We start from the raw sequence: 16299 nt of genomic DNA on the forward strand, positions 1-16299 counted from the left end.
GCCCTCCCCCCGCTCCCTCCCCGGCTCACCGCACCGCGACCGAGCCCACGATCCCGACCCAGCGTTCCCACTCCGACGGCCGGGTGTCCCTCGCCGACGGCGTCACCCTGGACGACCCCCGGTTCACGAACGAGGACCTGCTTCCGGTCCCCATGGAGCGGCGGACCTGGGGCGTGTACAACTACACGGCCCTCTGGGTGGGCATGGCCCACAACATCCCTTCCTGGACGCTGGCTTCCGGCCTCGTGGCCCTCGGGATGGACTGGAAGCAGGCGGTGCTCGTCATCGCGCTTGCCAATGTGATCGTGCTGCTCCCGATGCTCCTGACGGGACACGCGGGACCGAAGTACGGCATCCCCTTCCCCGTCCTCGCGCGCGCCTCCTTCGGGCTGCGCGGCGCCAATCTCCCGGCGCTGATCCGGGCGGCGGTGGCGTGCTGCTGGTTCGGCATCCAGACCTGGATCGGCGGCCAGGGGATCTTCCTCCTCCTCGGCAAGATCTTCGGCGGCTGGGCGAACGCCTCCGAAGTGGGCGGCTATCCCTGGACCCTCTGGCTCTGCTTCGTGGTCTTCTGGGCCTTCGAACTGGCCGTCATCTACCGGGGAATGGACGCTCTGCGCCGCTTCGAGAACTGGGCGGCGCCCTTCGTCCTCATCGGCGCGGTGGTGCTCCTCGTGTGGATGGCGTCGAAGGCGGGCGGCTTCGGTCCGCTCCTGGACCAGCCGTCACAGCTGGGCTGGGGCACGGACTTCTGGAAGGTCTTCTTCCCCTCCCTCATGGGAATGATCGGCTTCTGGGCCACCCTGTCCCTGAACATCCCCGACTTCACCCGCTTCGGGAAGGGCCAGCGGGCCCAGGTCTGGGGCCAGTCCCTGGGCCTCCCGACGACGATGACGGCCTTCGCGCTGCTCTCGGTCCTCGTCACCTCCGGTTCGCAGGCGGTCTACGGAGCGGCGATCTGGGACCCGGTGGAGCTCTCGGCGAAGACGGACAACGTATTCGGCCTGGTCTTCGCGCTGGTGACGGTCCTGGTCGCGACGGTCTCGGTGAACATCGCGGCGAACGTCGTCTCTCCCGCGTACGACCTGTCCCATCTCGCCCCGAAGCTCATCAACTTCCGTACCGGGGCGCTCATCACGGGTGTGATCGGCGTCCTGGTCATGCCGTGGAAGCTGACCGCGACGCCCGAGCTGTACATCTTCACCTGGCTCGGGGTGGTCGGCGGGCTCCTCGGCACGGTGGCGGGCGTGCTGATCGCCGACTACTGGATCATCCGCCGTACGGTCCTCGACCTCGCCGACCTGTACCGCCCGCACGGCCGCTACTGGTACACGGCGGGCTGGAACTGGCGGGCCCTGCTGGCCTTCACGCTCGGCGGCACCCTCGCGGTGGGCGGCTCCCACTCGGCCCCCGGAAAGGGCCCGTTCCCCGCGGACGGCCTCATCCCCTTCCTCAAGCCCCTGGCCGACTACGGCTGGGCGGTAGGCCTCTTCGCGGCGCTCTGCGTCTACGTCCTGACGAGTACAGTCACGGCTGGTGCGGCGACCGGGGCCCCTGAGCCGCAACGGCCCAAGTGACGCGGCGGAGGCACGGTGAACGACCCAGAGCCGGCGAAGGCGGTCTGGAACCGGTTCGATGACGAGCTGATCTACCGGGACGCCGTCGACCGCCTGCACGCCGAGGACACCGTGCTCAGGGGCTATCTGGCACAGCAGCACATGACGGGCGTGGACGAGCGGCACGTCACGGCGGAGTTCCACCGAGAGCATGTCGTCGCTGAGGTACTGGCCTCGGGATACGGCGAGTTCGAGGAATACCAGGACGCCGTGGAGCAGCGCGACCACGCGGTGGCGGCGTACGGACGGACAGGGCTGTCGATCAGGCGTCTCCTCCTGCTGATCTGGCTGGTGACGCTGCGCTGGCAGGTCTCCTTCGTACGCCGCCAGTGGCGTACGTCCCTGTCGGCCGCCCTCGCGGCTCAAGTGGGGCCGGTACTGCGACGCCTGATCGGGGAGGACCACAACACCCTGCTCGTCACTCCCGACATCCTGGGACTCGTCGAGGTGCACGATCTGCGGTACGTCGTTCCGCACCGCGAGCAGGAGAACCTCGACGCGAAGATGGAGTTGATGGCCGGCGGGACCATCGCGATCTCGGGTCCGCGCGGCGTGGGAAAGTCGACGCTCCTCAGGGATCTGGCGGAGAAGCGGCGCGGGGACAGCAATCTGGTCGTCCCCGTGGAAATCCCTTCCGCCTATGTCCCGCAGGAATTCCTGCTGTCGCTGTTCCAGCGGGTGTGCGAGCAGTTCCTCGCGATGCACGGGCGGGCGCCGGATTCTTCGTTCGTCTTCCTCGTCAAGCTGCGCAAGCACATCCTGCTGCGGATCCGGGCCGCGGTGTCGTTCTGGGGCCGACTGCTGGTCGCCGCGGCCCTGCTGTCCCTCGCGCTGGCACCGGCGGCACGGGCGATGAACCGGTCACTGGACGGCGGTGTCTCCGGATGGCTGACGCGTACGTGGGATGACGTCTGGGCATCCGCCGTGCAGCTCTGGACCGACCACCCGTGGCTGACACGCGTACCGCTCGCGCTGCTCGGCGTCGGCATCCTGGTCTCGCTGCCGAGGTGGCAGAAGAAGTCGCCACTTCTTAAGAAGTCACCCCTGCTCAAGGAGTGCGTCAACTACCTCTATCTCCTGCGGACCGCGCAGAGCACAAGCCTGGCGACCACGACGGGACTGACGCCCTTCTCCGCCGGAACCGTAGGCGCGGGCCGCACCACAACCCTCTCCTCCCGCACGCTCACCTTCCCGGAGCTGGTGGTCCACTTCCGGGACCTGCTGACACGCATGGCCAAGTCCGGCAACGGCCGCGTCTTCATCGTCATCGACGAGATCGACCGCATCGGCACCGCGGAAGAGGCCCGATCGCTGCTCGCCGAGATAAAAGCGGTCTTCGGCATTCCGAACGTCTATTTCCTCATCTCCGTCGCCGAGGACGTCGGCGCCGATTTCGTCCGCCGGGGGCTCCCGGTCCGGGACATCATCGACAGCTCCCTGGACGACGTAGTCCATATCGAGCCCCGGACCCTGGAGGAATCACACGCCATTCTCCAGAACCGGGTCCCCGGCCTGACCACGCCCTTCATCGCTCTGGCGCACTGCCTCTCCGGCGGAATCACCCGGGACCTGATCCGCTACACGCGCCGGATGGTCACGATCCCCGGCACGGGCCGCAATCAGCTGCCCCAGGTCGCCCACGCCCTGCTCTGGGACGAACTCAGGGAGACCCTTGCCGGCTTCCGGGTCCTGCTGGCCAGGGCCGACCACCCGGCCGACTGGGCGCAGCGCATGGACGAGACCCGCCTGGCCGTCCTGCTCCTGCAGGAACGGCCGGGGGACGAGCGGACGTCACTCGCGCGCGACGCCGTCCGGCGGCTGATCGACACGGCCACACCCTCCGCGTCGTCCGCGGCGGACGCCGGCCCGTCACTCGAAACCCGGCGCCAGTGGGACGAGTTGGGGGCGTACGGCGACTTCATGCTGACCCTCCTCGACTTCTTCGGCCGCGAGAACTTCCCCACGCTCGAGGACGTCAAGGACGCCGGAACGGAATGGGACCTGCAACGCCTGGCGGAGGCGCGTCGCGAACTCGCCCTGTCCCCGGCCGCGACACGGCTCGCCCTGAAGCGGTTCCGGGAGGCGTGGAGGATGCCTGATCACTCAGCGTAGCCGTCTGATATGCCCTAAGTGTCCGCACATGCCACGATGAGGGAACCCATCCCCCACACTCACGAGGAGTGACACTCATGGGTAAGCAAGAGCGATCTGCCCGTCGACGTGAGCAGGCGGCCGGTCCCCAGCAGGACGCCGCCCAGCAGGACCCGCGTCAGCGGCAGGAGCCCGGACAGGCAGGCCAGCGCGGTGAGCGGCAGCGCCAGCAGGCGGAGCACGGCATGACCGATGACCGCACCATGCGGCAGCAGGAGCTGGACGACAGGCAGGCCTGACGCCCGAGTTGAACCTGTGGGTGACCGAAGGGGCGCACCGGAATGGTCGGTGCGCCCCTTCGCATGCAGTACGTTCCCGGAACGGTGTGCGCGGCGGTGCCGATCACCGTGCACCCGCAGGCCTCGCCCAGAACTCCCGGGCAGGAGAGGGCGGTTCAGTCGGTCTTGCGGGCCACGCCCCCGTAGAAGCCGATCTCGCCGGAGCGTTCCGGCGGCCGGGTGTCGGGGCGCCAGAACGGGACCTGGGCCACGCCGGGCCCGACCAGTTCGAAGCCGGCGAAGAACCGCTCGACCTCGGCGCGGGACCGCAGGTTCAGCGTGGCGGTGGCCTTGCTGTAGACGGCTTGGGCCGCGCTGCGGTCGGCGAAGTCGTCCGTGGCGTGCGAGAGCACGAGGAAGCTGCCGGGCGGCAGTGCGTCGCGCAGGGTGGCGACGACCTGATCGGGCTCCTCCGCGTCGGTGAGGAAGTGGAGGACGGCGACGAGGAGCAGGGCGACCGGCTCGTCGAAGTCGATGACGCGGCGGACGTCGGGGTGATCCACGATGGCCCGTGGATCGCGCAGATCACCGAGCACGATGCTGGTCGCACCGGAGCGGCTGAGCAGCGCGTCGGCGTGCGACTTCACGATCGGATCATTGTCGACGTACGCGACACGCACGTCCGAGGCCACCTCCTGGGCGGTCTCGTGCACGTTCGGCGATGTGGGCAACCCGGTGCCGACGTCGAGGATCTGGCGGACACCACTGCTGACGACGTAACGGACGGCGCGCTGCAGGAAGGCCCGGTTCGCCCGCACGCCGATCCGCACCTCGGGTGCGGCGGCGGCGAGTTCGGCGGCGGCCCGCTGGTCCACCGCGTAGTTGTCCTTGCCGCCCAGCAGGTAGTCGTAGATCCGTGCGGGGTGCGGCCTGCTGGTGTCTATCGTCTCGGCGCCCAAACCGTCCTGTCTCACGCTGCGTTCCTCTCGACGACTGCCACGGCCCCTTGCCCGCGAGGCCGCGCCGACGACAGACTCCCACATCAACTGCCGTGGTCACCCGCACCTCACCTCCGTCTTCTTGGTGACCATCGGACGGGAGGGGGATCGCCCGCCGGACGCGAACGCGAACGCGGTCGCTGCCGCTGCCGCTGCCGCTGCCGCTGCCGCTGCCGCGGAAGGTGACGCGCTGACGCGAGGTGTTCTTGCAGCTTCGCATGGCGGAACCGGTAGACCGGACTCACCTGTCGCAGGATGCCCAGTTGGCGGGCGTCGGCGAGGAACTCCCACTGCCGCCACGGCAGTTGTCCGCGCGTCGCGAGCAGACAGCGCGCGAGTGTGTAGGGGGGCCAGGCGAACGGCAGCCCGCCGAGCAGCAGGCCGACCATGCCCGAATACATGAGGCCGAACGGGCAGTACGTCAGCACCACGGCATGGAACGGCACCCGGCCGACCTCACCACCTTGAAGAGCGTCGAAAGCTCCGGCGGCACCGCCGTCCGAGAGCGCCACGAGGACGACGCTCGTACCCGCTCCCGCGATGCTGATCGCGCGGTCCGCACGCAACGACGCAGGCCCGACCCCCAGCACGACGACAGCCAGCGGAAACGTGGGGCAGTCCGACCACACGACGGGAAGCGGCGCGGGCGCGAACAACTGCCGCAGCGCGCCTCGTCCTCCCCCTGACGCGGCGTCAGCCGCGCCAGGGACTCCCGTGCCTCATCCGTCTGCGCGGCACTGCACTGCGGGCATCGCCGTGCACGACACCGCCGGTCAGAGGCCTCTTACCAGCCAAGTGTCGGGAAAGTCCCGCCGGTCGGCTGGAATCGACGTCAAGGACTGTTCCCGTCCGCGTCGATCGTCCGACGATCCCCGAGACCGTTACTGCCGCCGGCATCGCCGGCACCTCGACGCTCTCGGAGATCACCTTGATCAGACGTCACGCCATGCTCGCCGCCGCGGGCACCTTTGCCTCTGCCGCGCTCATAGCCGCGGTCACGACGGCTCCATCCGCCGCGGCCGGCACATCAGAGGGCGATGCCCCGGCCGGCAACGACCGGTCGACGGCGGCCCACGGCGTCGCCGTCGCCGCCGCCCGCGCCGCGAAGAAGGGCGTCGACTGGAAGGACTGCCCCGAGAGCTGGGGCCTCGCCAAGCCGATCCAGTGCGGCTACGTGACCGTTCCCGTCGACTACGCCCGTCCCGACGGACGCACCATCGACCTCGCGGTCGACCGGGCCCGCAGCACCGGGAGCAAGGACGAGCGACAGGGCTCGCTCATCTACAACCCCGGTGGGCCCGGCGGTTCCGGCCTGGACTTCCCGAAGTACGTCACGGAGAAGGACCCGGTCCAGGCCAAGCCGGCGAAGGCCTACGACTACGTCGGATTCGACCCTCGCGGTGTCGGTCACTCCGCGCCGATCTCCTGCGCCGACCCGCAAGAGTTCGCCAAGGCGCCGAAGCCGGACCCCGTCCCCGCCGACGAGGCCGACAAGCGGGCTCACCGTAAGCTCGCCGCCGAGTACGCCCAGGGGTGCAAGGAACGCAGCGGCGGTGACCTGCTGCCGCACATGAACACCCCGAACACCGCGCGTGACCTCGACGTCATCCGCGCTGCCCTGGGCGATGCGAAGCTCAACTATCTCGGCGTCTCCTACGGCACCTACCTCGGGGCCGTGTACGCCGAACTGTTCCCCTCCCACGTACGGCGCATGGTCTTCGACAGTGTGGTCAACCCCGCCACCGAGAAGATCTGGTACCAGGCCAACCTCGACCAGGACGTCGCCTTCCAGGGCCGCTGGACCGACTGGACGAAGTGGGTGGCCGAGCACGACGACGTGTACGGCATCGGCGCCACCCGCGCCGAGGTCCAACGCCAGTGGGACGAACTGCGCGCGAAGGCGAAGAAGGACCCCGTCGGCGGCGTGGTCGGCCCGGCCGAGCTGCTCGGCCTCTTCCAGAAGGCCAGCTACTCCGACGGCGCGTGGGCCCCTGTCGCGGCCGTCTGGTCCGCCTATCTCAAGGGCGACGAGAAGCCCCTGCTCAAGGCCGCGGGTCCGGACATGTCGAACACCGCGAAGAACAAGGAGGACGAGAACGGCAACGCCGTCTACACCGCCGTCCAGTGCAACGACGCCAACTGGCCCACGGACTGGCGCACTTGGGACCGTGACAGCACGCGGCTGCACCCCAAGAACCCGTTCCTCACCTGGTCCAACACCTGGATGAACCTCCCCTGTGCCACCTGGCCGCTCAAGCAGCGGGAGCCCGTCGACGTGCACCCCGGCAAGGCACTGCCCGCCACCCTCGTCGTCCAGTCCGAACGTGACGCCGCCACGCCTTACGCCGGTGCGGTCGAGCTGCACAAGCGGCTGCACGGCTCCCGGCTCATCACCGAGAAGGACGCGGGCAACCACGGTGTCACCGGCCTGCGGAACGCCTGCGTCAACGAGCGTGTCGACGCCTATCTCCTGAAGGGCGAGACCGGCAAGAAGGACGTGACCTGCGCCGCGCACGAGGCGCCGGAGCCCGAGACGTCCTGACCGACGGATCGCGCCACCTCACCCTCACCCTCACCCTCACCTCACCTCACGGAGACACATGCGACGCGCACTCAGATGCCTGCTCCCCCTGGCGATCGTCGCCGGCTCGGCCGCACTCGGCGCGGCCGGCACGGGAACCGCCACAGCGGCCGAGCCCGGTACCGGTATCAAGGACCGCATTCTCGCGATACCCGGGATGAGCCTCATCCAGGAGAAGCCGGTCGACGGCTATCGCTTCTTCCTCCTGAACTACGAACAGCCCATCGACCATCAGCACCCCGACAAGGGCACCTTCCAGCAGCGCATATCGGTGCTGCACAAGGGCGACGACAGGCCCACGGTCTTCGAGACCTCGGGCTACAACCTGAGCGGGAAGCCGTCCCGCAGCGAGCCGACGCGGATGGTGGACGGCAACCAGGTCTCCATGGAGTACCGCTTCTTCACCCCCTCCCGTCCCAGGCCGGCGGACTGGTCCAAGCTGAACATCCGGCAGGCGGCGGACGACCAGCACCGGGTCTTCAGCGCCCTGCACCGGATCTACGATCAGAAGTGGATCTCGACGGGCGCCAGCAAGGGGGGCTCGACGGCCGCGTACTATCGCCGTTTCCACCCCCACGACATGGACGGCACTGTCTCCTACGTCGCACCCAACGACGTGGACAACGACGACGACTCCGCCTACTACGACTTCTTCAAGAACGTCGGAACCAAGGAGTGCCGGGACAGACTCAACGCCGCCCAGCACGAGATCTTCGAGCGGCGCCCGGAGATGGTCGCCCGCCTGAAGACGTGGGCGGACCAGAAGCACTACACCTTCCGTCTCACGGGCAGCGCGGACAAGGCGTTCGAGCTCACCGCGCAGGACGCGGTGTGGGGCTTCTGGCAGTACCAGCCAGAGTCCGAGTGCGACGCCGTGCCCGCCCCCGACGCCTCCACCGACACCCTCTACGACTGGGTCGGCAAGATCGGCGACTGGAAGTCCAGCACCGACCAAGGGATGCGCACGTACGTTCCGTACTACTACCAGGCCGGCACGCAGATGGGCTCTCCCGACTACGAGGAGCCGCTCCTGGACGACGTACGCCGGTACGAGGGAATCAACGTCCCCCGCACCTACGTTCCGCGCGACATCCCCATGAAGTACGACGGCGGGAAGGCCATGCGGGACATCGACCGATGGGTCCGCACCAAGTCCTCCCGGATGCTCTTCGTCAACGGCCAGAACGACCCGTGGCGTGCGGAACCGTTCCGGGTCGGCGAGGGCAGCAAGGACTCCCACGTCTACGTCGCTCCCGGGCAGAACCACGGGGCACAGATCTCCACCCTCGCCCCTGACGACCGGGCCGCGGCGACGAAGTCGCTGCTGAAGTGGGCGGGCGTGGCTGACGAGAATCAGGGTGAGCACGGCGCCCCGGCGCCCCTGGCCGGATACGACGCGAAGCTCGACACGCACGGCCCGCGGCTCGCGCCGCGCCTCTGACCGCTGCACCGGCCGCCCCTCCGGCGGGGGCGGCCGGAGGGGCGGCTCGGTCCGTCCGGCCGGTCAGCCGGGCAGTTCCAGCGGCACCTCGGCACGCACGGCGAACCCCCCGTCGGACGTGGGTTCGGCGGTCAACCGGCCACCGAGCAGCGCGGCGCGCTCCCGTAGCCCCACGATTCCGTGGCCACCGCCCGGAAGGTCGGGCTTCGGAATCCGGCGGCTCGGGGGCCCGTTGTGTATGTGGACCTGCAGCATGTCGGCGCCGATCTCCACCGTCACTGTCGTCGCCGCGCCAGGGGCGTGTTTGCGCACGTTGGTGAGCCCTTCCTGCACGGTCCGGTAGACGGTGCGCTCGACCGCCTCAGGCAGGTCGCGACACCCGGCGCCTGATGCGCCCTTCATCCGCAGCTCCGCCTCCACACCACCCCGCGCGATCAGATCCGGCAGATCGGCCAGCCTGGGCTGCGGCCACACATCGCCCGGCCCGCCTCCGGCCGCACGCAGGACCAGGATCATGCCGCGCAGCTCCTCCAGCGTGCCGGTCGCCAGCCTGCGCAGAGTGCCCGCCGCCTCCCGCACCTCCGGGTCGCGGGCCGTGACCTCCAGCGCTCCGGCCTGAACGGCCATCAGCCCCGCCTGGTGGGAGACCACGTCGTGCATCTCGCGTGCGAGCCGGGCATGTTCGCGGGCCAGGATCGTGCGGGCGTGCAGCTCCCGCTCGTGCTCACGCACTGTGGCCAGTTCCGCGACCCGGTCCGACAGGTCACGCCGGGTCTGGACCAGTAGACCGATCACGGCCGGAGCGATGCCAAGGAGCAGCGCGTACAAGAGGGCCTGGCTCTGCTCTCCGGCTGTCCGTTCGACGAGGGATGCGAGCGGCCACGGCACGAAGCTGCCGACGACCACGGCGGCAACCGCGAGCTTGACCTGCCAGTCCAGGCAGCGCCGATGCGCCAGGGTCCCCAGCGCCACGAAGGCCGCGAGCAGGGCGGCGCCCGCGTACAGGCCAGGCAGGCAGAGCAGCAGCGTCAGGCGCGGCAGACGACGCCGCAGCATCAGCGCACCGGCCGCCCCGAACGACACGGCTGTCTGCCACACGTGCGGAATCGGCATGCGTAGCCAGACGTCGAGTACGCCCAACACCGCCACGCACACGTCCGCCGGCACGCCGCGGTGCAGCAGCCGCTCGGCCGCCTTCACCAGGCCCTCTCGCCCAGGTCCGCCAGCAGGCCGGCCCGCTCGGCGAGGACGGCCGCCTGCACCCGGTTGCTGACGCCCAGTTTCGCGAGGACGGCACTGACGTCGTCCTTCGCCGTGGCCACGGAGAAGCACATCCGGGCACCGATCTCCCCGTTCGAAAGACCCTGCCCCAGGTAGGCGAGCACCTGCTGTTCCCGCCCGGACAGCTCGGCCACCGCCTGAGCCGCCGAGCGCGCCGCAGCCCTCCGCGGCCGACCGCCCAGACGTTTCATCACGGACGAGGACATGCAGCCCGCGCCGGTCGCGAGCACACGTACGGAGCGGATGAGCGCCCCTGGCTCGGTGTCCTTGAGCAGAAACCCGCCGGCGCCCAGCGCGAGCGCCTCGGAGAGGTACTCATCCGTATCGAACGTCGTCAGCATCGCCACATGGGGAGGGTCGGGCAACGCCCGTATCCGGCGCAGGACGGTGAGCCCGTCGACGTCCGGCATCCGGATGTCGAGGAGTACGACGTCCGGCCGGTGCTGTTGGACGGCCTCTGCCGCCAGTGTGCCCTCACACGTGGCCACGACGTCGATGTCGTTCACGCTGCCGAGTATCAGGGCGAGCCCGGAACGGAGGAGGATCTCGTCGTCGACAATAAGCAGCCGTATGGCGGGGTCAAGTTTCGTGGTGGGGGACACGAGACGTTCCTTCGGCTTGGGTCGGACTCGACGGCTGCCTGGGCCGGAGGCCGGCGTATTCACGTAGCGGACACATCCTATGGATATGGGCGAGTCCGGGAAATGTCTGATGGAGCACTTTTCGCGGCGCAGCTGAACATTCCGCATCCCGATTCGCCATTTCCATAAGGGCAGCCGAGAAACAGCAAAATGGACGCTCACTTACACTCCCTGGTTGTGGATGTATCCAGCCGGAAACTGCGGTACTTCGTCGCCGTGGCCGAGGACCTGCACTTCAGCCGTGCCGCCGGCCGTCTCTTCGTCACCCAGCAGGCATTGAGCAAGCAGATCCGGGAACTCGAGGACGACATCGGCGTCCGGCTGCTGCGCCGCACCACACGCAGCGTGGAGCTCACCCCGGCCGGCGAAGTCCTGCTGGCCGCTGCCCGCCGGTCGCTGGCAGAGCTCGACGCGGGAGTGGAGGCGGCTCTCGCCGCGAACCGCGGCGAGAGTGGGACGGTGAAGCTGGGCTTTGTGATCGGCGCCGCGCTGGAGTTGACATCGCCGATCCTGGCCGAGTTCGGGCGTCGCCACCCCCGCATCCGCCTGGACATGCGGGAGTACGGCTTCGCCGACCCTTCCGCCGGTCTTGCCGACGGCTCGTCAGAGGTCGCCTTCGTACGCTTGCCGATCTCCGCGCCGGACATCGAGTCCGAGCCCCTGTTCGTGGAGCCCTTGGTCGCCGCGCTGCCCAGTGGCCACCGGTGGGCCGGGCGTTCGAGCATCCCGGTCGCCGAGATGACCGGCGAGCCCCTCGTGGTCGGCCGTACGGAGGATGCGTCCTGGCGGCGTCTCTGGACGCTGGACGCCCATCGCGACGGGGAAGCGGCGCGCGTGGTCACACTGACCAGCTCCCACACCGAGGAAATGGAGCTGGTCGCGGCCGGCCGGGCCTGCGCCGTCACCGTCGCCGGCGCGGCGCGCTACACGCCGCACAGAGGTGTTCGATACATCCCGATTGACGGTGTTTCCGGCTCCACGCTCGCGGTGGCCTGGCGGCGAGGACACCTCGCCCCGCCGGTGGAGCGGTTCCTGGAGGTGACGCGGGAGGTCAGGGCCCGCGAGACGGCAGTGGTCGGCGCCATTGAGCAGCCGTTCCCGGCCACTCACAACCAACCCTTGTAGACCGCTTCCCAAACAGTTGTTTCACCCGGTGCCCTCCACTCCCTACGGTTTGCGACCACGGACCGCAGGAGCCCAATGGAGGGCAGCGCATTGGCTGATCCACACAAGTCGCCATCGGCCGGCTTGCCCCCAGGCCCGACACCGTGAAGGCGATGGCTATGGGAACACATGAGTTCACCCGCAGGCGGGGCCTGCAGCTGATGGCCGCGGCCGGGGGTGCGCTGGCGCTCGGCAGCGGACGAACCGCTGCCGCCGCAGCTCCGGCATCAGCCCCCTACCTCGTCGGCCGAGGTATCTCCGACATCACCGGAGCCGCCGCCGAGAGCGGCATGATGGGCTACTCGATGCCCCAGCAGCAGACCGCCGGTATCCACCAGCGGCTGCGTGCGCGGGCGTTCGTGATCGTCGACCCGGCCGGCGGCAACCGCGTCGCCTGGTGCAGCGCCGATCAGGGCATCCTGCCGGTGGCCGTGTGCCGGGCCGTACTGGCCGAGCTGTCCGAGTCGTTCGGCACGACCTACACCGAGCAGAACGTGTCGCTCAGCGCGACCCACACGCACGCCGGACCCGGCGGATGCAGCCACGACCTCGCCTACAACCTGTCGATGCTCGGGTTCCAGCGACAGAACTTCGACGTCGTGGTGTCCGGCATCGTCGCAGCGATCACTGCCGCGCACGCCGACCTCAGACCCGGCACGATCACCCTCGGCCGCGGTGAGCTGACGAACGCGAGCGTCAACCGCTCACGTGCCGCCTTCGACCGGAACCCCCAGTCGGACAAGGACCCCTTCCCACACGGCATCGACCCCGCGATGACCGTGCTGCGCTTCAGGCAGGGCAGCGCCGACGTGGGCGCGATCAGCTGGTTTCCCACCCACCCCACATCGATGACCAACAGCAACACGCTGATCAGCGGCGACAACAAGGGCTATGCCGCGTACGCGTGGGAGCACGACGCCAAGGGCGTGCGCTACCTCGACCACTCCCCCGGATTCGTGGCCGCCTTCCCGCAGACGAACTCCGGGGACATGTCACCGAACCTGAACCTGAAGCCGGGGTCAGGACCGACCGAGGACGAATTCGAGAACACGCGGATCATCGGGGCCCGGCAGTTCGCCGCCGCCAAGAAGATCTATGACGGTGCCGGCACCACGATCAGCGGCAGCATCGATTCCCTGATGCGTTACGTCGACATGTCACAGGTCCAGGTCGACGGCCGGTACACCCCGGACGGCAGGAAGCACCACACCAGCTCCGGGGTCATCGGCCTGTCCATGCTGGCGGGCAGCACGGAGGACGGGCCGGGCATTCCAGGTCTTTTCGAGGGCACGCCGTCCCCGCTGGCTCCGCTGGTCGACCGGATCAACGACGCGGTCCCGCAGTGGCTCGCCGATGAGCAGTCGCCCAAGACGTCCGCCGTCCCCGGCGGGTTGCTCGGGGCAACGCCGAATGTGCTCCCCCTTCAGCTCCTCAAGATCGGCCAGCTGTACCTCGTAGGCGGTCCGGCGGAGTACACCATCGTGGCCGGGCTGCGCATTCGCCGCTCCGTCGCGCAGGAGCTCGGTGTGCCGCTGCAGAACGTGCTGATGCAGGGCTACACCAATGGCTACAGCCAGTACGTCGCCACACCCGAGGAGTACGAAGCCCAGCACTACGAGGGAGCGTCCACGCTCTTCGGCCGGTACACCACGCCCGCCTATCAACAAGAATTCGCGAAGCTGGCCTCGGCGCTGCGCACGGGCACCGCTCTCCCGCCCGGCCCGCGGCCGCCGAAGCCGGCCCTCGGCGAACTGAACCTGCAGCCGGGCGTGGTGCTTGACACCCCCGGCCTCACGCGCGACTTCGGCCAGGTACTCACGAACGTCGAGGCGAGCTACCGCACGGGGCAGACCGCGACGGTGGTCTTCGTCACCGGACACCCGAAGAACAACCTTCGTGTCGGCGGCACGTTCCTCGAAGTGCAGCGACTGCGGGACGGCACCTGGACGCGTTACCTCGACGACGGCGACTGGCAGACGAAGTACCGCTGGAAGCGCACCAACGCGGTGACGGGTGAGTCCACGGCAACCATCACCTGGGACATCGCGGCCGGCACACCGTCGGGCACCTACCGGATCGCGCACTTCGGCGACTCCAAGAACGGGCTGACCGGGGCGATTTCCGCTTTCAGAGGGAGGTCACGCCAGTTCACGGTGGACTGATCTCACGTTTCTCAACATTCAACTGGGAAGGCAGACATGTTTCAGCACAGACGCCGGCTCGCCGCCGCGGCTTCCGCACTCGCCGCGGCGGTGGCCCTGACCGGCCTCACCGGAAACGCCGAGGCCGCGACACCGAACAAGGACAAGGGCAAGGACCACAACAAGGCCACCGAGCCGCAGTCGCAGTCGCAGTCGCAGTCGCAGGAGTACGTCGCCATGGGCGACTCGTTCTCCGCGGGGCCGTTGATTCTACCGCAGAGCGATCTGCTGACATGTGCCCGTTCCTCCGTCAACTACCCGGCGCTGCTGGCCGAGCGGCTCAAGGTGGACACGACCCGGTTCCGGGACGTCACCTGCAGCAGCGCCCAGACGGAGAATTTCGCCAACCCCCAGCCCGGCAATGTCTCGGGCACAGCCGCTCCCCAGTACGACGCCCTCAGCAAGGACACCACGCTCGTCACCGTGGGTATCGGCGGCAACGACATCGGCCTGGTCGGTCTCGTACAGGCCTGTACCAACTTCCTGTCCAGTGGCGCGCCCTGCAAGGACAAGTTCACCGAGGGCGGCGTCGACCAATACGCGCAGAAGATCGACACCTTCGCCTCCACCTACGGCACGGTCATCGAGAAGATCCACGAACGCGCCCCCCGAGCACGCATCCTGATGGTCGGATACCCCACCGGATTCAAGCCGGGCGGCTGCCACCCCTACGTCCCACTCCTGGGCGAGGATGCCGACTACGTCCAGGCGAACATGGACAGGCTGAACCGCCGGATGGCCGAGCAGGCGGCCCTGCACGGCGCCACCTACGTGGACCTGCGCACGCCCAGCATCGGCCATGACGCCTGCCAGTCCGCCTCCACCAAGTGGATCGAGGGCTTGTTCCCCTCCGTCATCAACAACGGCTTCGCCCCCTTCCACCCCAACGCGGAGGGCATGCGCCAAGCCGTTCCCACCATCGCCGCCGCCGCGGACGCACCCACGTACACGAACCTTTTTACTCACGGCTCAAAGCGGGAATGACCGTCGCCCCATACCCATCGATCACGTCTTCCCGCGCGTCATGCATCGCGTACACCGCGAACTGATCGACACCCAGTTCCTTCAACTGCCGCATTTTCGCCACATGTTGCTCAACCGTCCCGATCACGCAGAAGCGGTCCACGATGTCGTCCGGCACGAAGGCCGTGTCGGGATTGTCGGCCCGCCCGTGGTGGGAGTAGTCGTAGCCCTCGCGGGCCTTGATGTAGTCGGTCAGGGCCTCGGGGACCAGGTCCGAGTGTTCGCCGTACTTGGACACCAGGTCCGCCACATGGTTGCCGACCATCCCGCCGAACCAGCGGCACTGCTCACGCGCGTGCGCAAGCGCCTCCGGCGAGTCGTCCTCCGTCAGATACGCGGGCGCCGCCACGCAGATCGTCACCGATGCCGGGTCACGGCCCGCCGCCGCGGCCGCGTCACGCACCGCCTTGATCATTGTCTTCGTCAGGTAGGGGTCGGCGAGCTGGAGGATGAAGCCGTCGGCCTCCTCCCCCGCCATCTTCAACGCCTTGGGACCGTACGCCGCCATCCAGACCGGGAGTCGCGCATCCGGCTTGATCCAGGGGAAGCGGACGACCGTGCCGCCGCCCAGATCCGCCTCCCCTCCCGAGGCCAGCGTCCGGATCACCTTCATGGCCTCGCTGATCCGCGCCAGGGTGTTGGGCTTGCGGCCCGCCACCCGCATCGCGGAGTCACCACGCCCGATGCCGCACACCGTGCGGTTGCCGTACATGTCATTCAAGGTCGCGAACGTCGACGCCGTCACCTCCCACGTCCGCGTCCCCGGGTTGGTGACCATCGGGCCCACGATCAGCCGCTCGGTGTTCGCCAGGATCTGGCTGTAGATGACGAAGGGCTCCTGCCACAGCACCGCCGAGTCGAAGGTCCAGCCGTAGTCGAAGCCATTGCGCTCCGCGCGCTTCATCAGGCTGATGACCTGCGAGGCCGGCGGGTCGGTCTGCAAGACGAGTCCGAAATCCATGATGCGTCGCCTCTCCTAGCCGA

At 68.7% G+C, this 16299-nt stretch carries 13 protein-coding genes; 8 read left to right on the forward strand and 5 right to left on the reverse strand.

Translation table 11 applies throughout. The features are described from left to right. Positions 1 to 50 precede the first annotated feature (50 nt). The 3 genes from E2651_RS04210 to E2651_RS04220 all read left to right on the forward strand — a co-directional run bounded on the left by E2651_RS04210 (position 51) and on the right by E2651_RS04220 (position 4006). On the forward strand, positions 51 to 1577 hold the full coding sequence (locus tag E2651_RS04210; protein WP_135329655.1) for an NCS1 family nucleobase:cation symporter-1: 1527 nt from the start codon (positions 51 to 53) through the stop codon (positions 1575 to 1577). Positions 1578 to 1592: 15 nt separating this feature from the next. After that, the gene (locus tag E2651_RS04215) at positions 1593 to 3728 is read left to right on the forward strand and encodes a P-loop NTPase fold protein (RefSeq protein ID WP_135329606.1); all 2136 of its coding nucleotides are present in this window, start codon (positions 1593 to 1595) and stop codon (positions 3726 to 3728) included. Between the two features lie 77 nt (positions 3729 to 3805). Beyond that, positions 3806 to 4006: a hypothetical protein gene (locus tag E2651_RS04220; protein ID WP_135329607.1), complete on the forward strand. Its 201-nt coding sequence runs from the start codon at positions 3806 to 3808 to the stop codon at positions 4004 to 4006. 155 nt (positions 4007 to 4161) lie between these two features. Here E2651_RS04220 and E2651_RS04225 read toward each other — a convergent pair whose 3' ends face one another. Beyond that, positions 4162 to 4959 (reverse strand): SAM-dependent methyltransferase, encoded by a 798-nt coding sequence (locus tag E2651_RS04225; protein ID WP_135329608.1) that lies wholly within the window; start codon positions 4957 to 4959, stop codon positions 4162 to 4164. Positions 4960 to 5051: 92 nt separating this feature from the next. Then, positions 5052 to 5639, reverse strand: coding sequence for a hypothetical protein (locus tag E2651_RS04230; RefSeq protein ID WP_135329609.1), 588 nt, complete (start codon positions 5637 to 5639; stop codon positions 5052 to 5054). Between the two features lie 290 nt (positions 5640 to 5929). On the opposite strand from E2651_RS04230, the gene E2651_RS04235 reads away from it, so the two are divergent. Both E2651_RS04235 and E2651_RS04240 read left to right on the forward strand, forming a co-directional pair. Further along, entirely contained in the window at positions 5930 to 7525 is a 1596-nt protein-coding gene (locus E2651_RS04235) for an alpha/beta hydrolase (protein WP_135329656.1), read from the forward strand. 58 nt (positions 7526 to 7583) lie between these two features. Further along, positions 7584 to 9005 (forward strand): S28 family serine protease, encoded by a 1422-nt coding sequence (locus E2651_RS04240; RefSeq protein WP_135329610.1) that lies wholly within the window; start codon positions 7584 to 7586, stop codon positions 9003 to 9005. 63 nt (positions 9006 to 9068) lie between these two features. Here E2651_RS04240 and E2651_RS04245 read toward each other — a convergent pair whose 3' ends face one another. Together E2651_RS04245 and E2651_RS04250 are read right to left on the reverse strand one after the other, a co-directional pair. Next, positions 9069 to 10205 carry a histidine kinase gene (locus tag E2651_RS04245; protein WP_135329611.1) on the reverse strand — a complete coding sequence of 379 codons (1137 nt, stop codon included), beginning with the start codon at positions 10203 to 10205 and terminating at the stop codon, positions 9069 to 9071. Then, the gene (locus E2651_RS04250; RefSeq protein WP_245238565.1) at positions 10202 to 10888 is read right to left on the reverse strand and encodes a response regulator transcription factor; all 687 of its coding nucleotides are present in this window, start codon (positions 10886 to 10888) and stop codon (positions 10202 to 10204) included. The genes E2651_RS04245 and E2651_RS04250 overlap by 4 nt, the downstream gene beginning before the upstream one ends. A gap of 216 nt (positions 10889 to 11104) precedes the next feature. On the opposite strand from E2651_RS04250, the gene E2651_RS04255 reads away from it, so the two are divergent. The 3 genes from E2651_RS04255 (at position 11105) to E2651_RS04265 (ending at position 15276) form a co-directional block, all read left to right on the forward strand. Beyond that, complete coding sequence (locus E2651_RS04255; RefSeq protein ID WP_245238566.1) at positions 11105 to 12052, forward strand: LysR substrate-binding domain-containing protein; 948 nt, start codon at positions 11105 to 11107, stop codon at positions 12050 to 12052. Positions 12053 to 12204: 152 nt separating this feature from the next. Then, positions 12205 to 14253, forward strand: coding sequence for a neutral/alkaline ceramidase (locus E2651_RS04260; protein ID WP_209446063.1), 2049 nt, complete (start codon positions 12205 to 12207; stop codon positions 14251 to 14253). A 36-nt stretch (positions 14254 to 14289) separates the two neighbouring features. Continuing rightward, positions 14290 to 15276 carry an SGNH/GDSL hydrolase family protein gene (locus tag E2651_RS04265; protein ID WP_135329614.1) on the forward strand — a complete coding sequence of 329 codons (987 nt, stop codon included), beginning with the start codon at positions 14290 to 14292 and terminating at the stop codon, positions 15274 to 15276. Here the strand turns inward: E2651_RS04265 and E2651_RS04270 are convergent. Next, entirely contained in the window at positions 15251 to 16276 is a 1026-nt protein-coding gene (locus tag E2651_RS04270; protein ID WP_135329615.1) for a TIGR03842 family LLM class F420-dependent oxidoreductase, read from the reverse strand. The two genes, E2651_RS04265 and E2651_RS04270, sit on opposite strands and share 26 nt — an antisense overlap. Between the last annotated feature and the right edge of the window lie 23 nt (positions 16277 to 16299).

Origin of the sequence: Streptomyces sp. MZ04 (assembly GCF_004684775.1) — a bacterium.
Lineage (GTDB): Bacteria > Actinomycetota > Actinomycetes > Streptomycetales > Streptomycetaceae > Streptomyces.

Coding starts and splice junctions, on each gene's coding strand:
- E2651_RS04220 (WP_135329607.1), top strand. CDS start 3,806: ATGGGTAAGCAAGAGCGATCTGCCCGTCGACGTGAGCAGGCGGCCGGT.
- E2651_RS04260 (WP_209446063.1), top strand. CDS start 12,205: ATGGCTATGGGAACACATGAGTTCACCCGCAGGCGGGGCCTGCAGCTG.
- E2651_RS04270 (WP_135329615.1), bottom strand. CDS start 16,276: ATGGATTTCGGACTCGTCTTGCAGACCGACCCGCCGGCCTCGCAGGTC.
- E2651_RS04235 (WP_135329656.1), top strand. CDS start 5,930: ATGCTCGCCGCCGCGGGCACCTTTGCCTCTGCCGCGCTCATAGCCGCG.
- E2651_RS04265 (WP_135329614.1), top strand. CDS start 14,290: ATGTTTCAGCACAGACGCCGGCTCGCCGCCGCGGCTTCCGCACTCGCC.
- E2651_RS04240 (WP_135329610.1), top strand. CDS start 7,584: ATGCGACGCGCACTCAGATGCCTGCTCCCCCTGGCGATCGTCGCCGGC.